A 19,119-nucleotide genomic window follows, 5' to 3' on the forward strand; every position below is an offset into this window, starting at 1 on the left:
TGTGTTAGTTGATGGAAATAATTGTATGGATAACGCTTGTAAAAAACGAGGTTGGTTCACCAACCCTGAATAGAAGGGAAGTTCAGGACCAGTGAATTTCGGGGATTTTTATGAGGGGTGAATGCCGGGGACGTTCAGGCTTAGCGAACATCCCTTGTTTTCTTTTTGTCTTCAGGTTTGTCATTCATGCCTATGACTTCAATAATATTCGAACTCTTTATAAGCATATTTTTTATGAAAAAATCATTCAACGATTTGAAATAATTATCATTGTTTAAAAACTCAAACGAAGTCCTTGTCATTGGCCTGACAGCATAACTGTGTGCCAGAATATGGCTGTCAGAGACCCATTTAGCCTCATGTATAACCTTACCAGAACGAATCATGGCATCATGGTATATCGCCAGCATTTGGTTCTCTTCACCTGCGGTTTCCCACTGTTACCTTGCTTTATAAGCAAAGATCCGCCTTTCCAACTCGGCATAAATTTGTTCTAGCGTTAAATCTTTCAGCACATCATAGCGACTTACATCAAACCATTCGCTTAATGCTTCGACGATCTCCGCTTTAGACATCTTTTTTTGTCATTGTTTTCTCTATAAATGTTGGTTTTGAGTTGTGATAAAGCTATCTTATTCAACAACATAGAGAAAGTGAAAAAGATGTCAGGCATCCCAAGATAGGGGCATTGAAGAATTGATTTTAATTGATCATTACTTGACCGATTTTCGCAAATCACTTGCTCCCGCATACCTTTAAGAAGTTTATCTATGGCTTAAGCTGTTCTTCCATTGAGTGCCAGCAACGGGCGATAATAGGGGGAGAAAGTACAGATCCGTCGATAACCGACTCACCAAGTCGAAAGGAAGTACAGATTTAAACTCAATATGTATAATCATTCTCAACATTCGCAATTCAACGGAAAATGCAACTTGAATATCGAAATTTGTGAACAAATTACCGAAATGGCTAAGGCCGAGCTATTGGAAGGGTTACGAGGATTTAACCATCGGTACGTAAAAACCAAATCATGGGGGGATCTTGGCGTTTTTTGCAGAAGTGATTCAGGAGTAATGACTGGAGGTCTTATTGGCACCACGAAAGGCCTGTGGCTTTGCATAGATTACTTGTGGGTAAATGATGATGCCAGAGGCTCGGGGCTTGGAAGCAAATTGCTCAACTTGGCTGAACAGGAAGGGATACGAACTGGCTGCCGACATGCACTGGTTGAAACGTTCAGTTTTCAGGCTCAGCCCTTTTATGAAAAGCAGGGCTATAAATTACAGATGAGTCTGCCTGATTTCCCAGAAGCAGGAATTCAGAACTTAACACTGATAAAACTCAATCTGGGATAGCCAATACTGGTTTAAATACGCTAAAAATTCCGATTTTCGCTCCAAGCAGCCTATCACATAGCCTGTAGATACTTCGGATTTTGATTTTGCTTGTACTAATTAACTAGATGGAGGTCCTTACTCATAGTATCTACACCTCCTGAACTATAGATTGTAAACTATGAACAAAGTAAAAAATCGACTTATAACTTCACAATAAGATGTTTTTATTGCATTAAAATCATAGTAATGATGACAACATGATATTGAACTCGATAATGTCATTGGATAGCAATTGACAACAAAATGTTGTTATAACAAATTGTTTTAATTGACATTTTATCTATATGCATTAAATAATGTTGGTAGAATTGTTGGTATAAATAACACTTAGACAAACAAAGTCACTAATAAAAGGACATACAGATGAAGTTCGAGTCCAGCCAGAGCCAATTTAGAAAATCCCGCTTAAGGAAACTTAAGCGGGATTTTTGCTATTTTACATATTATTCAATGAGTTAGATTAAAATATCTTCCCGATGCATTTTCAGTTTTCCCTCTGCATCGGGAGAATTTGGTGGTCAGATTTGGGGTCAAGTTGGTTCGATGACGGTGTGATCCCCAAATGTCTCTTAACGACTCAAAAATCCGCAAATTAAAACCATCAGCAAAATCCTTCAAAGTTTCCGATTCTCACGGTCTGTACCTTTTAGTTAATCCAGGCGGTTCACGTCTCTGGTATCTCAACTATCGTATCAATAGAAAGGCCGTTCACTTTTAGCCTGTAGAAATCATCAGTAAAAACATTATTCAGCCATTCTCACCCCAATTAGGCTTACACCAATTCGTTCTGCAACTGATGGTCAGGGCGTATTTTGAACCAAATGGCATACATTGCAGGCAGGAACACCAGCGTGATGATGGTGCCGCCAAATGTCCCGCCAATCAGGGTATAAGCCAGCGTTCCCCAGAATACCGAGTGCGTCAGCGGGATAAATGCCAGAATGGCGGCCATCGCCGTAAGCAACACCGGCCGGGCTCGCTGTATTGTCGCTTCAACCACCGCGTGGAACGGCGCGAGCCCCTCCTGCTCGTTGTGGTGGATCTGCCCTATCAGGATCAAGGTGTTACGCATCAGGATCCCCGATAGCGCAATCAGTCCCACAAGTGCGTTGATACCAAAGGGCTGGTTGAAGATCAGCAGCGTTGGCACTACCCCAATCAGCCCCAGAGGTGCGGTGAGAAAGACCATCACCATCGCCGACATCGAACGCACCTGTAGGATGATGATCAACAGCGTCATGGCAATCATGATAGGGAATAGCGGAGCCATCGCCCCGGTGGCTTTTGCCGATTCTTCAATTGGCCCCGCCTGCTCAATACGATATCCGGCAGGAAGGGTATCGATGACGGGCTGTAACTGTTTCAGGATCGCCGTCGAGACATCCGGCGGTTGCAAATTTTCAGCGATATCACCACGCACGGTGATCGTCGGGGTACGATCGCGGCGGCGCAGAATAGGGTCTTCCATCTGCACAACAACATCTCCTATCTGTGACAAAGGAATACGCTGACCGGCAGACCCCACCAGGGTAAAACCGGCTATTTTCTCAGGATCAAGCCGGATATTCCCCGCCGCGCGCGCCATGACTTGTACTGAACGAATGTCTTCACGCACAGACGTGATCGGAACGCCCGAGAGCAGGAACTGCAGTTGCTGCGCGACAGCATTCGATGTCAACCCCACCGCCTGCAGGCGGTCCTGATTGAGTGAAAAATGCAATGCCGGCACTTGCGGGCCCCAATCGGTGTTGACGGTTCTCATCATTGGGCTACCCAGCATCACCTTTTCTACCTTAGCGGCAATCTCACGCAGTTGTGCCGGATCAGGCCCCATGACACGGTAAGCCACCGGATAAGGTGAATACGGACCAAACACCAGTTGGGTCACACGGACACGCGCCTCAGGCGCTAGCCCATCGGCCACCACTTCACGAAGTCGGAACTTCAGCGCCTCACGCGCTTCTGGATTATCCGTCCGCACAACAATCTTCGCAAAAGACGGATCGGGCAACTCTGGTGCCATGGCCAGGAAGAAACGGGGTGATCCCTGCCCAATATAGGACGTCACGATTTTTGCCTCTTTCTGCGTTCTCAGCCAATCCTCGATTTTCGCCGTTGTGGCGCTGGTCTGCTCAATAGCAGTGCCATAGGGCATCTGGACTTCTACCAGCACCTCCGGGCGATCGGAGGTCGGGAAGAATTGTTTTTTAACCAGTCCCATACCGAGAATAGCGACAGTAAAGGCGGCAATAACAGTACCTGCCACTATCCATTTTCGCGCGATAACGCGGGTCAGCACCCGGCGAAAACGGTTGTAATGGCGAGTGTCGTAAATGGCTGCATGCCCACCCTGCACCGCTTTGATATCCGGCAGCATTTTCACGCCCAGATAAGGTGTAAAGACCACCGCTACCACCCACGAAGCAATCAGGGCGATACCCACAATCCAGAACATGTTGCTGGTGTATTCACCGGCAGTGGACTGCGCAAACCCGTTGGGCATAAAACCGACAGCCGTCACCAGCGTGCCAGCCAGCATCGGTGCCGCCGTGTGACTCCAGGCATAGGCCGAGGCTTTAACGCGGTCATAGCCCTCTTCCATTTTCACCACCATCATTTCGATGGCGATGATGGCATCGTCAACCAACAAACCCAGTGCAAGAATCAATGAACCCAGCGTAATACGGTCGAAATTTTTGCCGGAAGCCTCCATCACCACGAAGACAATAGCCAACGTCAACGGCACGGCCGCAGCGACCACCACTCCCACGCGCCAGCCCATACTGACAAAGCAGACCACCATCACGACAAGCAGCGCGACGAAAAATTTGATCATGAATTCGTCGACGGACGAACTAATATTCACTGACTGATCGGTAACTTTCGTTAACGTCATGCCAAGCGGCATACTTTCGTTGATTTTGGTCGTCTCGATATCCAGTGCCTTACCCAAATCCAGACCGTTCCAACCCTCACGCATAATGATACCCAGCAACAGTGCAGGTTCGCTCTGGTTGCGGACCAAGAAGGTCGCTGGATCTTCGTAGCCACGTTCAACGGTTGCCACATCCGCAAGCTGCAATGTCCTGCCCTGTACGACGATTGGTGTTTCGCGGATCTTTTCCAGTTTGTCGAAGGCACCATCAAGGCGAATAAAAACCTGCGGTCCGTTGGTCTCAATCGAGCCGGCGGGCGTCAATACGTTCTGACTGTTGAGAACGGAGAAAATATCCTGCGGAGCAATACCGAGCGTTGCCAGTCGGTCATGAGAGAACGAGACAAAGATACGTTCAGCCTGCTCGCCGATAATATTGACCTTCTTGACCCCGGGTACATGAAGCAGACGCTGACGCAACAATTCCGCATCGCGGACCAGCAGTCGCGGTGGCTCTCCTTTCGCCTTCAGCGCAAAGAGCGAAAAGGTGACATCGGAGAATTCGTCGTTAACCATCGGTCCGATCACACCGGCCGGCAGATTCTTCGCCTCATCGCCGAGCTTCTTACGTGCCTGATAAAATTCTTCCTGCACCTGTGAAGGCGGTGTACCGTCCTGCAATGACAGCATGGTGAAAGCCAGCCCAGGCCGAGTGTAAGTTTCACTACGGTCATACCACTTGAGCTCTTGCATACGCTTTTCAAGCGGTTCGGCTACCTGATCCTGCATTTCCTGCGCGGTAGCACCCGGCCAGGCAGAAATAATCGTCATCTGCTTGACCGTAAAGGGCGGATCTTCAGCTCGCCCTAGTTCGAAGAACGAAAGAATACCGGCTACCGTAATCAGGATAATAAGGAACAGTGTGATTGAACGCTCACGCACGGCAAGCGCTGAAAGATTGAATCGCCCCTCGCTCATGGCTGGCTCCCGGCGACACTGACATCGCTCTGTGCAATCGTTCGGACTGCTTCACCGTCATGCAACAGATGTGCGCCTAAAGCCACAATCTGTTCGCCGGGCTGTAGGCTGCTAATCACCCTCGCCGAGTCATCACCCAATCCAATTACTTGTACGGGCCTCCACGACACGTTGGCGGGTTTGCCTGAAATCCCCCAGACACCCGGCCCTTTACCCGCGTCATAAATCGCAGCGATAGGCACCTGAAGAACCTGATCAGGTAACTTACCTTCAGTAATATTGAGTGTGACGGTGGAGCCAAGCGGTGCGCTAGCCAACGCGTCCTCAAGGACATACCTCGCCTCGAAGGTGCGTGTCACAGGGTCTGCCGCATCGGAGAGGAGGCGCAGTTTCGCTGGAACTGACTGTTTATCGATACCGTACAGCGTTGCCTGAGCTTCGCTTCCAACAGCCGGACGCAGCGTCTCGGGTAATTGCACGGTAGCTTCCCGCTGCCCCGCTCGCGCCAGTCGGACAACAGGTTGCCCTGCACTAACCACCTGCCCTGGTTCAGCCAGCGTTTCTACCACCACGCCGTCTGCATCGGCCAGCAGTACGGTATATCCCGTAGCATTACGCGCCACATCGGCCTGAGCCTGCGCAGCGCTCAGATCCGCTTTCGCTGTCTCAGCAGCAGCCTTTATCTGATCGTAGGCTGAAGCGGATATAGCACCTGCAACGACCAGGCCACGATAACGCGCTTCGTCATCGATCGCCTGCTTGGCCCGGGCCCGGGCAGCAGTAACGGCCTGCTGCTGGGCTTGTGACTGCAAGCTGAGATCGACGGGGTCCAAACGCATCAAAGGCTGACCGCGTTTCACGGTCTGGCCGGTGTCCACCAGACGTTCAAGAATTTTGCCTTGCACCCGAAAACCCAGATCGCTTTGAATTCGGGCGACGACGACGCCAGTAAACGAGCGAGCAATCTCAGCGGCGCTTACCACGGTCGCCGCTCTCACCAGAGGAGGCAGATTGCGGGGATCGTCGACGTCAGAAGCGTCACCGCACGCCACCAGGGCGAGAGGCAACAGGCAAACAGCGATAGTGGTAGATTTGAGCCGAAGCATGGGTTCCCTTATTACATTAACAGGACAGAAACCGCATTCTCCAACCAGTGACCAATATTGTCAATGGTCACATCTTTAAGGTGCCAGACTACGTAATATCAACGACGACAGTAATACCGCCGCTGATGCTGCCGTATCCAGGTTGTATTGCAATTGAACAGGGCTGATATAAGGGAGCATAACCAGATAGATCGCATTCGCCGTCTCATCTAACGGCGTCTTGCGTTCAAACTCCCCAGATTGTCGTCCCTCAAGAAGAATTTGCTGAATAAGCTGGCGTAGCTTTTCTTCATATGCCGCGGCTGAAGGCCACCGGTCGCGAGAGGATACCGCGGCAATATCATAAATCTTGCGGTCATGAAAAAATAAGTCGCTACACGCTTCTGTCAAGGCTCTGAACAGGCGTCTCAGCTTTTCTGAAGCGGTTGGCGCATCCACGATCGCTGAATTGACAATATCCATAATCATCGCCAGCCGGTTAGCGCAGATCACCTCGCCGATAGCCTGTTTGGAATCAAAAAATTTGTAGATATATGCCTTAGAAAAACCAATCGCTTTGGCCAGATCGGACACGGCTGTCTTTTCATATCCAAAATGTCCGAAGTGCTCAGTGGCAGCGTCAACAATCTGATCGCGGACGCTATGGTCCGACGGGCCGCGTGGGGAATGTGTATTCATATGTGTAGTCATGTTTCCAGCTTAGCTCATCGGGTCTTGATTGACAACGAGTGACCAATACGTAATATGGTCACATCATTTTTGGCTCAAGGAATTACTATGTCATCCCTCCATCCCCTTGCCTTGGTTGTAGCCGCTAGCTTAATGGCGGGTTGTGCGGTTGGACCGGATTATCATCGCCCGGACGCTCCGCTGTCGGATCGTTATCAGGCGCAATCTGTCGCAAAACAATCTGCTGCGCAACAATCCATCGAAAAACAAGGAAACGCAATCCAGTCGACCAACATTGCGGTCTGGTGGGAGGGCTTCAATGATCCCTTACTGAGTGAGCTAGTTTCAAGCGCACTCGCACAGAATCTTGATTTAGCCCAGGCGTCTGCGCGGGTGATCCAGTCACGCGCCGGGCTTGGTGCGGCAACTGCGGCTCTGCTGCCATCGGGCAGCATCAGCGGACAAGGTGCCCGCGCCTATCAGTCTGTTGAAACGCCACAAGGTCGGCTACTCAACTCGACTCCTGGCTATAATCGCTACGGGAATGCCTATGAAACCGACCTTAACGCAAGCTGGGAGCTTGATATATTCGGTGGTCTGAGGCGCGATCGTCAGGCGGCACTGGCTGACTATCAGGCTTCAGAGGCTGGCGTCACGGCCACTCGTCTAGCCGTCGCCGCGCAGACTGCCGATATCTATATTACTCTGCGCGGATTACAAGCTCGCCTGGAGATCGCCAATAGACAGGTCAATACCCAGCAAGAACTGCGGGACAAAGTACAGCTACTCCACAGCAAAGGGCTCGCCGCAGAGTATCAAGTCCGTCAGGCCGAGGGCACGCTTTCACAGGTTCAGGCAACCGTGCCGGTTCTTCAGACCGGGATAGATAGCGCGATGAACGCGCTGGACGTCATGCTCGGCACGCCTCCCGGAACCCATCGCACTCAGTTGGCTTCTCCGGGTGCCATTCCACAGCCCCCACAGTTCATACCAACGGGTACACCTGCCGATCTGCTACGTCGCAGACCTGACATTATCGTAGCCGAACGCCATCTCGCGGCATCCAACGCACGTATCGGGGTCGCCATCAGCGAGTATTATCCTAAATTCTCACTCAGCGCATTACTCGGTAGTACAACGTCAGTATCGAGCGGCAATCTGTTCTCCAACGGCGCTAGCCAATCGGCGGGTGTATTGGGGTTACGCTGGCGGCTATTCGATTTCGGCCGTATTAACGCTCAGATCGATCAGGCTAAGGGGCAAGAAGCCGAAGCATTGGCAGCTTACCGCCTGTCAGTATTAAGCGCGACCGAAGACGTTGAGAACGCGTTCTCGGCACTGCTCAATCGCGAGACGCAGACAACAACATTAACCGCAGGCGAAACTGCGTTGGCTAGCGCACGCCAGTCATCTTTCATCGCTTACCAGAAAGGGACAGCCAGTCTGATTGACGTCCTGCACAACGATGAAACCCTGTTGCAGATTTCCGACGCCAGAGCGCAGGCCCAGACGGAATCTGCACGCGCAACTGTCGCCGCATTCAAAGCTCTCGGCGGCGGCTGGCAGCCTCCAGAAGCCACCAAGAGGATGCCCTAAAACATCTGCGACCTGAGCGCAAACATGCCACCAACAGTCACCTGCACCATTCACAATAAACAACCGGAATTATTAACATGACAGTAAAAAACAATGCATGGGTGCTCATCACAGGAGCTTCAGGCGGATTTGGCGAAGAGTTCGCGAGGCAATATGCCGCCCAAGGAAGATCGCTCATCCTGGTGGCACGTCGGCTCAATAAGCTTGAAATACTCGCAAAGGAACTACGCGAGCGTTTTCACATCGATGTCATGGTTGAACAAGCCGATCTTTCTGTGATTACCGCAATCAGCGATCTGCACAGTCGACTACAGGAACAAAATATTGTGGTTGATATATTAATTAATAATGCTGGCCATGGTTTGCAGGGCAGCTTTTTGGATCAACCGCTGGATGACGCGCTGGACATGATCAATCTGGATATCGCAAGTTTGACAGCAATGACCCGGATCTTTGCAGAAGATATGCGCCTCAGACGTAAAGGACATATTTTGATGGTCGCCAGCCTGTTGTCCTATCAGGGCGTAAAGAATTTTGCCGTTTACTCAGCAGCGAAAGCATATGTGCTCCGATTCTCCGATGCTCTGCATCGTGAGCTTAAAAGCGACGGCATCACCGTCACCGCGCTTTGCCCGGGCATGTCTGACACCGGCTTTGCTACCGTCGCCAAACAGAAAGTAACCCCTCTATTAAAAGGGGTAATGATGCAGCCTAAACCTGTTGTACAGGCTGGCATCCGAGCGCTTCAGGCCGGACGAATGAGCGTTGTTCCGGGGATGGGAAATAAGGCAATTACATTGCTGACCTGGGCCACTCCACGCTGGTTACATCAGGCCATCATGGCCCGCGTGATGGGTGTATAAAACGCAGCCCATGCGTTTGTGTTCAATCTCAGAAGAGTGAAATCACACAACGGTGGCGGGTATGGCGAAAGCGCTATCCGCTCCTTCATCCTCCAGAAAATGTCTCTTTGTCCGCCAGCACAGGACAGTATCTTTTATATTGCCGATAATTTATCCTCTCCCGCCTTTCGTCATTGACCTATAAATAAGAAAAAGTAAGAGCCTGCACCTATGATTCCATCCTCCAATGCAACGCCGACGTTGGTTCAATCAACCACGTCAACGCTTGCGGCCTTACGCTCGCCCTCGCTGCTGATGCGAGAAATTTTGGCAGGCACTATCACCGCGCTAGCGCTTATTCCAGAGGTGATTTCATTTTCTATCATCGCGGGCGTAGACCCCAAAGTCAGCCTGATCGCCTCTATCGTGTTGTGTTTCACCATGTCCTTTCTCGGTGGCAGACCGGCGATGGTTACCGCGGCGGCAGGTGCAGTGGCGCTGGTTATTGGCCCGATGGTGCACGCGCACGGCGTGGCCTATATTCTGCCCGCGGTGATTATGGCGGGACTTATCCAGATTCTGTTTGGGCTGGCTGGGTTGGCGAGAATGATGCGCTACATCCCCCGCTCGGTGATGATCGGTTTCGTGAATGCGCTAGGCATCCTGATTTTCGCCGCACAGGTGCCGCATGTTTACGGGCAATCTTCGCTGGTCTGGTTACTGTTTGCGTTAACGGTAGCGATTGTCTTGCTGCTACCTTATGTGGTGAAAAGTATTCCTGCACCGCTGGTGGCGATTGTGGCCGTGACAGCGATTGCCATGTTTACTGGCATCACGGTGCCTAACGTCGGCGATGCTGGCCCTATGCAGCCCGGATTGCCAAGTTTCACTCAATGGCTGGTGCCATTCAATTTTGAAACGCTACGCATCATCTGGCCGACCGCGCTCAGCATTGCCTTCGTCGGGCTGATGGAATCGCTGCTAACCGCAAAACTGGTCGACGACATCACGGATACCCCGTCCAGCAAGCGCCGCGAATGCTGGGGGCTGGGAGTTTCAAATATCTTTGCCGGATTCTACGGCGGCATTGCCGGGTGTGCGATGATCGGGCAAACCGTGGTCAATGTGGAGTTAGGGAAAGCGCGAACACGTATCTCTACTCTCGCCGCCGCACTGGTGCTGTTGCTACTGGTAACAGGTCTGAGCGAAATCATGGCTAAGATTCCGATGGTCGTGCTGGCAGGAATTATGATGATTGTCGCGCTGAAAACGATGAACTGGCATAGCCTGCACCCCACCACGCTAAAACGGATGCCGCTATCGGAAACGCTGGTGGTCGTGGTAACGGTTATCGCCACCGTCTCAACGGGGAATCTGGCTATCGGCGTGGCGGGTGGCGTTATCTTTGCCATCCTGCTGTTTGCACGCCGCGTGGCGCACGTCATTCATGCGGAACGTCGCGTGAGCGAAGACGGGCAGTCGGTGCACTACACGGTACGCGGGCCGCTATTCTTCGGCAGCAGCAACGATCTCTTCGAGCACTTCCTGTATGCGCAGGACCCACAGAACGTCACTATCGACCTGACGCACGCCCAAATCTGGGATGCCTCCAGCGTGGCGGCGCTCGACGCGATCGAAACCCGCTATCACCGTTACGAGGCGAAAGTCGCGATCGTCGGGCTGGATAACCACAGTAGCAAAATCCACCAGCGCCTGTCAGGGCATCTCTGAGTCACTCGGCGTTAGAAGGTGGCAACCATTGTGACATCATCGTTGACAACCCGCTCATCTCTGTGAGTAGATTCAATGCTAAGCCAGCTAACTTAAGGAAAGCGTTGATGAAAATTACCGATGTGCGCGTAATTTTAGCGAATCGCTATATGTTTGTTGAAGTCACCACCGATGAGGGGCTGACGGGCATTGGCGAATCCGGTGCATGGGGCTTTCTCGATGCGTCCAAAGGTGCAGTGGAGGCATTGCGCACTTACCTGATCGGGCAAGATCCGCTACGCATTGAGCACCACTGGCAGTATATGTACCGCTGCTGGCATTTTCGCGGTGCCGCCATCATGGGCGCTATCAGCGCCATCGATATCGCCCTGTGGGACATCGCGGGCAAGTATTACGATACGCCGGTTTATAACCTGCTGGGCGGGCGCTGCCGTGACAAGGCGCGTGTTTATGCGCATGCGGGAGGACGCACCACCGAAGAAACCATCGCCAATCTGAAAAAAGCCAAAGCTGACGGTTTTACCGCAATTGGTCATCTGACACCTTTTCTGGATGAATCGCGTGATACGCCCTATTTCACCACCCACGCCAAAGAGATCGGCGAAGCCATCGAGCGCATCGGCCTCTACCGGGAAGCGGTCGGTAACGATGTCGACCTCTGTATCGAAGTCCACCGTCGCCTAAAGCCCGCCGATGCTGTGGTGTTCGCACGCGGCATTGAGCCGTTTTATCCCTATTTTATTGAAGACCCTATCGGCGCGGATAACTTCGATTCCATGGCGGAAGTGGCCGACAAAATCAATATTCCTATTGCCACGGGTGAACGCCTGAATAATCCGCAGGAGTTCGCGATGCTGATTCGCCGTAATGCGGTCGCCTATGTGCGTCCTGATGTCTGCATGTGCGGCGGGATTACCGGCGCGAAAAAAGTAGCAGCATTGGCAGAGGCCAATGATTTGATGGTGGTACCGCATAACCCGCTTAGCCCCGTCTCAACCGCTGCCTGTTTACAGATTGCCGTCAGCATCCCGAACTTTGCGCTGCTGGAGTATCCGGGGGATGATCAACCTGCACTGTCAGAAAAATTTGGTGCGACGGGTGTAGAGAACGGCGTGCGGAAAAAAGACGTCGTGAAGAACACGTTCAAATGCGTAGATGGATTTATGGAGATACCGACACAGTCCGGCATCGGCATTGAGCTGGCGGACGATCTGGAAAACCGCTTCCCCTACCGCCGTCGCGGCCTGAAAACCCGACTGCACATCGACGGTTCCGTCGTCGATCAGTAAGAGCGCGTAGACAGGTCGTGATCCGTCACTGATAGCGCCACGACCTGCCAAATCAGCATGCCGTTCGTCAATTACCCATGAGGGCGTAGCCGCATTCTATGCTGGCTGTGTCGATGCCCTGTCCTATAACAGCGCGACATTGCTCAATCTGATATAACGCCGCTGTTACCTGCGTAATATCAGCAGGGGCAAAGCGTGATGATAGATTTTCCGACAATTTCGCCATGATGCCGCTTTCCTCTAACGGATGCTCCGCACACCCCAGCGGAAAAGCAATGCGCTCACCCACCACAATTTCCCCCCGAGTGATGACTTCAACCTGCAACACCGGACGGCGCGCCTGCGCCATAAGCTGGTCAAGCTCGGGAGACACCTCAACGTGAACCTTATCGGCCAGCGCCAAAAGTGCCGGATTGGTTAAGGTATCGCCCGCACTCCAGCGATGGCGTGGAATACGGTAGGCAAGACAGGCCAGTGCAAATTGCAGGCTGAACTGCATATCCGTCGCATTTTGCGGCCGGGTATCCATAAAGTCAGCGGCCAGCCTCTGGCGACCTTTAACGCGAATAACGTCGATGCTGTGCGGCGCTAGTGCCAGTTCGTGCTGTACGCGTTCGAAGGATTCCAGAGCGGTATGGATCCAGCGGTAGGTCGGATACGCTTCTGCACCTGGCGCGCGTCCTGTGGAGGCAACTGCTCAATGGGCTTCCCTCCACTGCTGTTCAGAACTGCTGAACGTGACGTTCTGGTTGAGAAAACACCGGCTAAGACAGTCGTCGTGGGCTTCTTGCGAGATAACCGACTAATTTACAGACCCAGTTCTGACAGACCTGGATGATCATCAGGACGACGCCCCAGTGGCCAGTAGAACTTACGTTCACCTTCCTTGATAGGCATGTCGTTGATACACGCGTAGCGACGGTACATCAGGCCATCAGCTTCAAATTCCCAGTTCTCGTTTCCGTAAGAGCGAAACCAGTTACCGGAATCATCATGCCATTCATAAGCATATCGGACCGCGATGCGGTTGCCGTCAAACGCCCATAATTCTTTAATGAGACGATACTCAAGTTCTTTTTTCCACTTACGAGCAAGGAACCCTTTGGCTTCTTCACGATTATTTGCGAACTCAGCACGGTTACGCCATTGAGTATCCAGCGAGTACGCCAGCGATACTTTTTCGGCATCGCGGCTGTTCCAACCATCTTCAGCGAGCCGTACTTTCTCAATCGCCGATTCGCGAGTGAAAGGAGGAAGTGGCGGGCGAATGTGTGTATCAGACATGGTAAAGCCTCCTGTAAATTTGGATATATCAGTAGAAACCGTCTTTTTAATACTCAGGCCTTAAGGAGAGACCCGTTCCAGCAAAAGGTTCGCAATGTCCCTTGCGGTGTCGGCGGCGCTGCCATCGCCTATCACCTGTGACGGGGTGATAGATAAGTTGCTCAACGGTAGTTAAGGTTCTTTCTCTGGTAATGGCTGGCTTCGTGTTTATGCGATAAAAGTAGAACGATCGTTCTACTCAGTCAATAGGTATCTCAAAAAGAATTTTCAAAAAATGAAAAAATGCAGTCCGCGTACGATAACGGACGGATCCCATTTGCGAATAGAACCTGAGCTGGAAGCGTCCATTTTTGGCACAAAACGGTCTGTGGGATGAGGAATGATTCTGAACAGTGAAAAGAGTCAGCTCAGAGCTGAGCTGACACACAGAGGGAACGCATCATTGACGGCTCGAAAAGACGTTAGGCACCGAAGGTGTGTCACGTTAGTGGGGGAATTCCCGTCAAAAAACGTATTCCCGTCAGAAAAAGAGTGCTGAGGGGGTCAGCGATTGGGCCCCCTCAGTCGGGCGTGACATCCATACTACAGAAAAATGGTTCTGTTTATCACGCACGACACCCGATGAGCCCTTGTATTGACGCTACCTGTCACAGAGATATTGCGCGGTGATTAATAACGTTCCAGCCAGTGAGCGTAAGGCGTTGGCAGCGTCCACGAGGCACGATCGATGCCCAGTTCGCGTGCAGCCAGATAGCTCCAGTGCGGATTCGCCAAATGCGCTTTCCCTACCATCACCAGATCCAACTGGCCTGATGCCACCGCTTGCTCAGCCAGTTCCGGCGTCCCAAAGCCCCAAGCGGAGGACACAGGAAGATCGGCCTGTTCACGCACCTGCTGAGCAATCGGTCCCATAAAAGCAGGTGCCCACGGAATAGTCGCTTCCGGCGTGGAGAAACCGATGCTGACGCTCAGCATATCCAACCCTGCAGCTTTGAAACGACGCGTCAGTTCGATAGATTCTTGCAGCGTTTCTTCATCGCGACCGTCAAATTCAATCACGCCGAAACGGGCGGTCAGCGGCAGGTGCTGTGGCCATACATCGCGAACGGCAGCCAGCGTTTCCAGCAGGAAACGGCTACGGTTGTCAAAACTGCCACCGTACTGATCGTTGCGTTTGTTAGAGTGAACGGAGAAGAAACTCTGTGCCAGATAGCCGTGCGCAAAGTGCAACTCCAGCCATTCAAACCCAGCCTCCAACGCACGGCGAGCGGCAGCGACAAAGTCATCACGAACGCGAGCGATATCTTCCAGCGTCATTTCCTGCGGCTGCTTGGGTAAATTCGCACCGAACGGCGCGGCAGAAGGGGCAATCGTCTGCCAACCGCGCGAATCGCCTGCGGGAATATGGTCATCGCCTTCCCAGGGAACGTTAGCGCTGGCTTTACGTCCAGCGTGCGCAATCTGGATACCCGGCACGGAGCCCGCATCCTTAATAGATTTGGCGACCTTGGCAAACGCCTGCGCCTGCTCATCATTCCAAATTCCGGTACAGCGCGGAGAAATACGGCCTTCTGGCGCCACAGCCGTCGCTTCCACGATAACCAACCCCGCTCCACCGCGTGCCAGCGATGCATAATGCACCTGATGCCATTCATTGATCAGGCCATCATTCGCGGAATAGGTACACATTGGTGGAACGGCGATGCGGTTACGTAGCGTAATGTCTTTCAGTTTGAAGGGTTGAAACAGTGCGGACATAACATTTTCTACCTTGTTTGGTTACTTCGATATTTCGATATTAATCGAACAATGGATTTTAGACAACCCTATCGCTATAATTCAACTATGAGACCTTTTAAGCATCCATCCCCTGAAGAATTTACTCTTGAGCGCGTCCTGTATGCCTTGAGCGATCCGCTGCGCCTGGCCATCGTGCGCTGTTTATCCGTTCAAGAGGAAGCGACGTGTAGCGAACTCGATGGCGGCCGCCCAAAATCTAGCGTGTCGCACCATTTTCGCGTATTGCGCGATTCGGGTCTGCTGCATACCAGCAACAGCGGCACTACGCACATCAACCGACTGCGCCGCAGCGAAATGCAACAGCGCTTCCCTGGTCTGCTCGACGCCATTCTGTCTCAAGCGGCGGAATAAGTTATAAAAAAAGCATCTTGCTTTTTATCCCTATAAAATGAATGGTTAAGGTTCTTTTATACCTAAGGGAAAAGCAGACATGACAACACTCGCGATTTACCACCGTCCACACATCACACAGCCCGTTCAGCAACTCACCGCGTTTAATGACATCGCCGCACTGCTTGCTAGCGCTGGAATTCAGCTAGAACACTGGCAGACCGAAGCGCCTCCGTTCGGTGCCAGCAGCGAAACCATTTTGACGCAGTATCATGCCGATATTGAACGTCTTAAGCAGCAAGAAGGCTACACCTCAGCCGACGTGATTAGCCTGACGCCAGACCACGCAGAGAGAAAGGCGCTACGGGAAAAGTTTCTTCAGGAACATACCCATAGCGAAGATGAAGTGCGCTTTTTTGTGCATGGTAGCGGCGCGTTTTTCGTGCCGATTGGCGAGCAGGTTTTCCAACTGACCTGTGAAGCAGGCGATCTCTTACGCGTCCCTGCCAACACGCCGCACTGGTTTGACTGTGGTGAATTTCCTGATTTTGTCGCGATCCGCATTTTTACCAATCCAGAAGGCTGGGTTGGGCACTTTACCGGACGGGAGACGTTTCACTAATTCCACGATCGTTTCTGCATTTCTCCGCCGTTCCCTTTATACTGTGCGTTTTGTTCCAAGACGAACGGCGAGACCCTATCAGTAATGATGAACAACGATGTCCTGCGCAGCGTGCGCTATATGCTGAATTTCAATAATGACCACCTGCTGAAGATCCTGGCGCTGGTGGAGATGACCGTCCCTCCCCAGCAGTTGGCGAGCTACGTCAGAAAAGAGGGGGAGGAAGGCTACCAGCCTTGCCCGGACATCGTGATGAGTTATTTCCTGAATGGGTTGATTCTGCAAAAGCGCGGTCAAGATGAGAACCAACCTGCACCACAGTTTGAACGCAAGATGACGAATAACATTATCCTGAAAAAGCTGCGCGTCGCCTTTTCACTAAAAACGGATGATATTCAGGCGATCCTCATGGCACAAAATTTTCGTATTTCAGTGCCGGAAGTCACCGCGATGATGCGCGCCCCTGACCACAAAAACTACCGCACCTGCGGCGATCAGGTGATCCGCTACTTTTTGAAAGGGCTGACTGCACGGGTCAAAGGCTAAAAGCGCTGCGTTAACGAAAAAAGGTGGGCGTTGCCTTTCTGACCTTTCCCGTAAAAGGCAGTCACAACGCTCAATTTTTAGCGCCACACATCAATGCTGTGTGTCATGCTGGATCGCTGTGACCAGTTGCTCCAACTCTTCTGTCTCAAGCTGAGTTGCCTGCTGCACGCTGTTCTTATCCATTCCTGTTAACAATAAATGACGGGCAATCTGTCTGGCACTGTTTTTCATCCCTTGTTCAATACCCTGCTCCAATCCTTGTGCTAACCCTTGCTGAATACCGCGCTGGATTCCTTCATCGAATCCCATTTTTTTCAATTGTTCTGCAATCGTCATAATGTCCTCCTGACCGATTGATAGCGGTGCTGCCAGTGCGTCAATGAAATCTGCGGGTTTGGATGTGTTTCCCACTTGTGCAATATAAAATAACAGCGCCCGACGCTGCGTCAGCGGCACCGCCCAGCGTTCAAATAGTAACCCAATCTCACGCGCCAACTCCAGCATATCACGGGTACGAATGTGCTTCTGTACCAGTTCCAGTAACGCCATACGTCGATGCGTGCGAATCTCATCGTCCGGCATGACGGTTAAATCGACCAGCGGAAAGGGCTGTTCATACAGCGTTTGTGCCAGTACAGGATCGGCAAAACTGTCCAACCACCGTAGACTATAAGGGTAAGGCCGCGATCTGCCGTGGTAAAACAGTAGCGGCACCACCAACGGTAAGCGATCGTGTCCCTGATCCAGATGCTGCTGCATGGCAGCCAGGCAATAGCGCAGCAGCCGGAAAGCCATCTGCTTTTCTGGGCGACTTTGGTGTTCGATCACACAGTAAATGTATCCTTTACCCACCGAGGTGTGCAGTGAGTACAACACGTCCGATATCCGCGCACGCAGTTTTTCATCGATAAACGACGCAGACTCTAGTTGCAGCGTGTTGAAATCACATCGCTCACGGATGCTATCCGGTAGATGGATAGTCAGAAAATCCCGTGCGACCGCGATATCGCTGAAAAACTGTTTGAAGATCGCATCATGCGATGGCATCTCGCCCCCCTTCCCTGTCAGACGTTGGCTAAAAATTCAGTCGAGAGGGTAACGGGAACACGATAATAAAGCAGAAAAGAGCGTAGAAAGTGGAAAGCGCCTCGAAGAAAAGCCTGTTTATTTCGAGGCGCTGACTGTAAACAGGAGGCCGTTTCCGTCAGGCGGCTTCATCTTTTTCCATCGTCAGCCGTGCGGGAATCGCGTCAACACCCAGCGCTGGATGGCGACAGAAGCGGACGACATCACCAACCACCAGCAGACTGGGCGACTGTGGCTGATAGCGCGCCAGTAATGCTGGTAGAGTCGCTAGCGTAGCGGTCAACAACCGCTGATCGGGCTGGGTACCGCGTTCAATAATCGCAACTGGTGTCTGTGCTGACAGCCCGTGTTCAATCAAGCGCTGGCACAGCCGACTGCTATGGCTCAACCCCATATAAAACACCAACGTTTGCTGGCTGTCTGCCAACGTCGGCCAATCCAGTTGTGGTTCGCCGTCGCGCGAATGACCGGTGACGAAACGCACCGACTGTGCGCAGGCACGGTGCGTTAGCGGTAGTCCCACTGCCGCTGCACAGCCTGTCGCGGCGGTAATACCCGGCACCACATGGCAGACAATTCCCGCCTGCTGGGCATAGTTCATCTCTTCACCGCCGCGCCCAAAGATGAACGGATCGCCGCCCTTGAGACGGATCACCCGCTGTCCAGCTTGTGCCAACTCGACTAACAGTTGATTGATTTTTTCCTGTGACAGTCGATGACAGCCCCGCGTTTTACCCACGTCGATGCACAGCGCCTGTTCTGGTACCAGATCCATAATCTCTGCCGACACCAGTCGATCGTAAACCACCACATCCGCCTGCTGGATTGCCCGCAGCGCCTTCAGCGTCAGCAGTTCCGCATCACCCGGCCCAGCACCCACCAGCCAGATTTCACCACCGAGTACGGGCTGACACCGCTGCCCCTGCGCCAATATTGATTGTGTTGTCATCATGTCACACCTCATTACG

Annotated in this window: 16 protein-coding genes and 2 pseudogenes; 9 read left to right on the plus strand and 9 right to left on the minus strand. The window is 52.1% G+C overall.

Annotation, left to right across the window (positions count from 1 at the left end; genetic code table 11):
- Positions 1–140: 140 nt before the first annotated feature.
- Positions 141–575 (minus strand): annotated as a pseudogene (locus tag A8F97_RS10975) (DUF6387 family protein).
- Positions 576–932: 357 nt separating this feature from the next.
- Between A8F97_RS10975 and A8F97_RS10980 the strand changes: the two are divergent.
- Together A8F97_RS10980 and A8F97_RS23220 are read left to right on the plus strand one after the other, a co-directional pair.
- Positions 933–1,355 (plus strand): GNAT family N-acetyltransferase, encoded by a 423-nt coding sequence (locus A8F97_RS10980; protein WP_033071980.1) that lies wholly within the window; start codon positions 933–935, stop codon positions 1,353–1,355.
- Positions 1,356–1,959: 604 nt separating this feature from the next.
- Positions 1,960–2,100 (plus strand): annotated as a pseudogene (locus A8F97_RS23220) (Arm DNA-binding domain-containing protein); the annotation flags it as partial.
- A gap of 69 nt (positions 2,101–2,169) precedes the next feature.
- Here A8F97_RS23220 and A8F97_RS10985 read toward each other — a convergent pair.
- The 3 genes from A8F97_RS10985 to A8F97_RS10995 form a co-directional block, all read right to left on the minus strand.
- Entirely contained in the window at positions 2,170–5,250 is a 3,081-nt protein-coding gene (locus A8F97_RS10985; RefSeq protein WP_015730029.1) for an efflux RND transporter permease subunit, read from the minus strand.
- Positions 5,247–6,356, minus strand: a complete 1,110-nt coding sequence (locus A8F97_RS10990) for an efflux RND transporter periplasmic adaptor subunit (RefSeq protein WP_033071163.1) — start codon at positions 6,354–6,356, stop codon at positions 5,247–5,249. Before A8F97_RS10990 ends, A8F97_RS10985 begins: the two co-directional genes overlap by 4 nt.
- A gap of 75 nt (positions 6,357–6,431) precedes the next feature.
- On the minus strand, positions 6,432–7,046 hold the full coding sequence (locus tag A8F97_RS10995; RefSeq protein WP_014699204.1) for a TetR/AcrR family transcriptional regulator: 615 nt from the start codon (positions 7,044–7,046) through the stop codon (positions 6,432–6,434).
- 87 nt (positions 7,047–7,133) lie between these two features.
- On the opposite strand from A8F97_RS10995, the gene A8F97_RS11000 reads away from it, so the two are divergent.
- The 4 genes from A8F97_RS11000 (at position 7,134) to A8F97_RS11015 (ending at position 12,483) form a co-directional block, all read left to right on the plus strand.
- Entirely contained in the window at positions 7,134–8,621 is a 1,488-nt protein-coding gene (locus A8F97_RS11000) for an efflux transporter outer membrane subunit (RefSeq protein WP_033071162.1), read from the plus strand.
- 77 nt (positions 8,622–8,698) lie between these two features.
- On the plus strand, positions 8,699–9,484 hold the full coding sequence (locus A8F97_RS11005; protein ID WP_014699202.1) for an SDR family NAD(P)-dependent oxidoreductase: 786 nt from the start codon (positions 8,699–8,701) through the stop codon (positions 9,482–9,484).
- A gap of 210 nt (positions 9,485–9,694) precedes the next feature.
- Positions 9,695–11,194, plus strand: a complete 1,500-nt coding sequence (locus A8F97_RS11010) for a SulP family inorganic anion transporter (protein WP_033071161.1) — start codon at positions 9,695–9,697, stop codon at positions 11,192–11,194.
- Between the two features lie 107 nt (positions 11,195–11,301).
- Entirely contained in the window at positions 11,302–12,483 is a 1,182-nt protein-coding gene (locus A8F97_RS11015) for a mandelate racemase/muconate lactonizing enzyme family protein (RefSeq protein ID WP_014699200.1), read from the plus strand.
- Positions 12,484–12,550: 67 nt separating this feature from the next.
- On the opposite strand, the gene A8F97_RS11020 is transcribed toward A8F97_RS11015, so the two are convergent.
- The 3 genes from A8F97_RS11020 to A8F97_RS11030 all read right to left on the minus strand — a co-directional run bounded on the left by A8F97_RS11020 (position 12,551) and on the right by A8F97_RS11030 (position 15,525).
- Positions 12,551–13,123 carry a hypothetical protein gene (locus A8F97_RS11020; protein ID WP_227001622.1) on the minus strand — a complete coding sequence of 191 codons (573 nt, stop codon included), beginning with the start codon at positions 13,121–13,123 and terminating at the stop codon, positions 12,551–12,553.
- A 167-nt stretch (positions 13,124–13,290) separates the two neighbouring features.
- Positions 13,291–13,767 (minus strand): nuclear transport factor 2 family protein, encoded by a 477-nt coding sequence (locus tag A8F97_RS11025; RefSeq protein WP_033071160.1) that lies wholly within the window; start codon positions 13,765–13,767, stop codon positions 13,291–13,293.
- A gap of 669 nt (positions 13,768–14,436) precedes the next feature.
- The gene (locus tag A8F97_RS11030) at positions 14,437–15,525 is read right to left on the minus strand and encodes an NADH:flavin oxidoreductase/NADH oxidase (RefSeq protein WP_015730024.1); all 1,089 of its coding nucleotides are present in this window, start codon (positions 15,523–15,525) and stop codon (positions 14,437–14,439) included.
- Positions 15,526–15,612: 87 nt separating this feature from the next.
- Between A8F97_RS11030 and A8F97_RS11035 the strand changes: the two genes are divergently transcribed.
- From A8F97_RS11035 to A8F97_RS11045, 3 genes are all read left to right on the plus strand, one after another.
- Complete coding sequence (locus tag A8F97_RS11035; RefSeq protein WP_033071159.1) at positions 15,613–15,918, plus strand: ArsR/SmtB family transcription factor; 306 nt, start codon at positions 15,613–15,615, stop codon at positions 15,916–15,918.
- 79 nt (positions 15,919–15,997) lie between these two features.
- Entirely contained in the window at positions 15,998–16,519 is a 522-nt protein-coding gene (locus tag A8F97_RS11040; protein ID WP_014699194.1) for a 1,2-dihydroxy-3-keto-5-methylthiopentene dioxygenase, read from the plus strand.
- 84 nt (positions 16,520–16,603) lie between these two features.
- Positions 16,604–17,065 carry a YehS family protein gene (locus A8F97_RS11045; RefSeq protein WP_014699193.1) on the plus strand — a complete coding sequence of 154 codons (462 nt, stop codon included), beginning with the start codon at positions 16,604–16,606 and terminating at the stop codon, positions 17,063–17,065.
- 90 nt (positions 17,066–17,155) lie between these two features.
- Here A8F97_RS11045 and A8F97_RS11050 read toward each other — a convergent pair whose 3' ends face one another.
- Together A8F97_RS11050 and cobA are read right to left on the minus strand one after the other, a co-directional pair.
- Entirely contained in the window at positions 17,156–18,112 is a 957-nt protein-coding gene (locus A8F97_RS11050; RefSeq protein ID WP_033071158.1) for an Rpn family recombination-promoting nuclease/putative transposase, read from the minus strand.
- A 157-nt stretch (positions 18,113–18,269) separates the two neighbouring features.
- On the minus strand, positions 18,270–19,103 hold the full coding sequence (cobA, locus tag A8F97_RS11055) for a uroporphyrinogen-III C-methyltransferase (protein WP_033071157.1): 834 nt from the start codon (positions 19,101–19,103) through the stop codon (positions 18,270–18,272).
- Positions 19,104–19,119: the final 16 nt, after the last annotated feature.

It is taken from the genome of Pectobacterium parmentieri (assembly GCF_001742145.1).
Lineage (GTDB): Bacteria > Pseudomonadota > Gammaproteobacteria > Enterobacterales > Enterobacteriaceae > Pectobacterium > Pectobacterium parmentieri.

Bases quoted from the DNA above. Each gene is read 5' to 3' on its own strand.
- A8F97_RS10985 (WP_015730029.1), bottom strand. From the start codon at position 5,250: ATGAGCGAGGGGCGATTCAATCTTTCAGCGCTTGCCGTGCGTGAGCGT.
- A8F97_RS10990 (WP_033071163.1), bottom strand. From the start codon at position 6,356: ATGCTTCGGCTCAAATCTACCACTATCGCTGTTTGCCTGTTGCCTCTC.
- A8F97_RS10995 (WP_014699204.1), bottom strand. From the start codon at position 7,046: ATGACTACACATATGAATACACATTCCCCACGCGGCCCGTCGGACCAT.
- A8F97_RS11000 (WP_033071162.1), top strand. From the start codon at position 7,134: ATGTCATCCCTCCATCCCCTTGCCTTGGTTGTAGCCGCTAGCTTAATG.
- A8F97_RS11005 (WP_014699202.1), top strand. From the start codon at position 8,699: ATGACAGTAAAAAACAATGCATGGGTGCTCATCACAGGAGCTTCAGGC.
- A8F97_RS11010 (WP_033071161.1), top strand. From the start codon at position 9,695: ATGATTCCATCCTCCAATGCAACGCCGACGTTGGTTCAATCAACCACG.
- A8F97_RS11015 (WP_014699200.1), top strand. From the start codon at position 11,302: ATGAAAATTACCGATGTGCGCGTAATTTTAGCGAATCGCTATATGTTT.
- A8F97_RS11025 (WP_033071160.1), bottom strand. From the start codon at position 13,767: ATGTCTGATACACACATTCGCCCGCCACTTCCTCCTTTCACTCGCGAA.
- A8F97_RS11030 (WP_015730024.1), bottom strand. From the start codon at position 15,525: ATGTCCGCACTGTTTCAACCCTTCAAACTGAAAGACATTACGCTACGT.
- A8F97_RS11035 (WP_033071159.1), top strand. From the start codon at position 15,613: ATGAGACCTTTTAAGCATCCATCCCCTGAAGAATTTACTCTTGAGCGC.
- A8F97_RS11040 (WP_014699194.1), top strand. From the start codon at position 15,998: ATGACAACACTCGCGATTTACCACCGTCCACACATCACACAGCCCGTT.
- A8F97_RS11045 (WP_014699193.1), top strand. From the start codon at position 16,604: ATGATGAACAACGATGTCCTGCGCAGCGTGCGCTATATGCTGAATTTC.
- A8F97_RS11050 (WP_033071158.1), bottom strand. From the start codon at position 18,112: ATGCCATCGCATGATGCGATCTTCAAACAGTTTTTCAGCGATATCGCG.
- cobA (WP_033071157.1), bottom strand. From the start codon at position 19,103: ATGATGACAACACAATCAATATTGGCGCAGGGGCAGCGGTGTCAGCCC.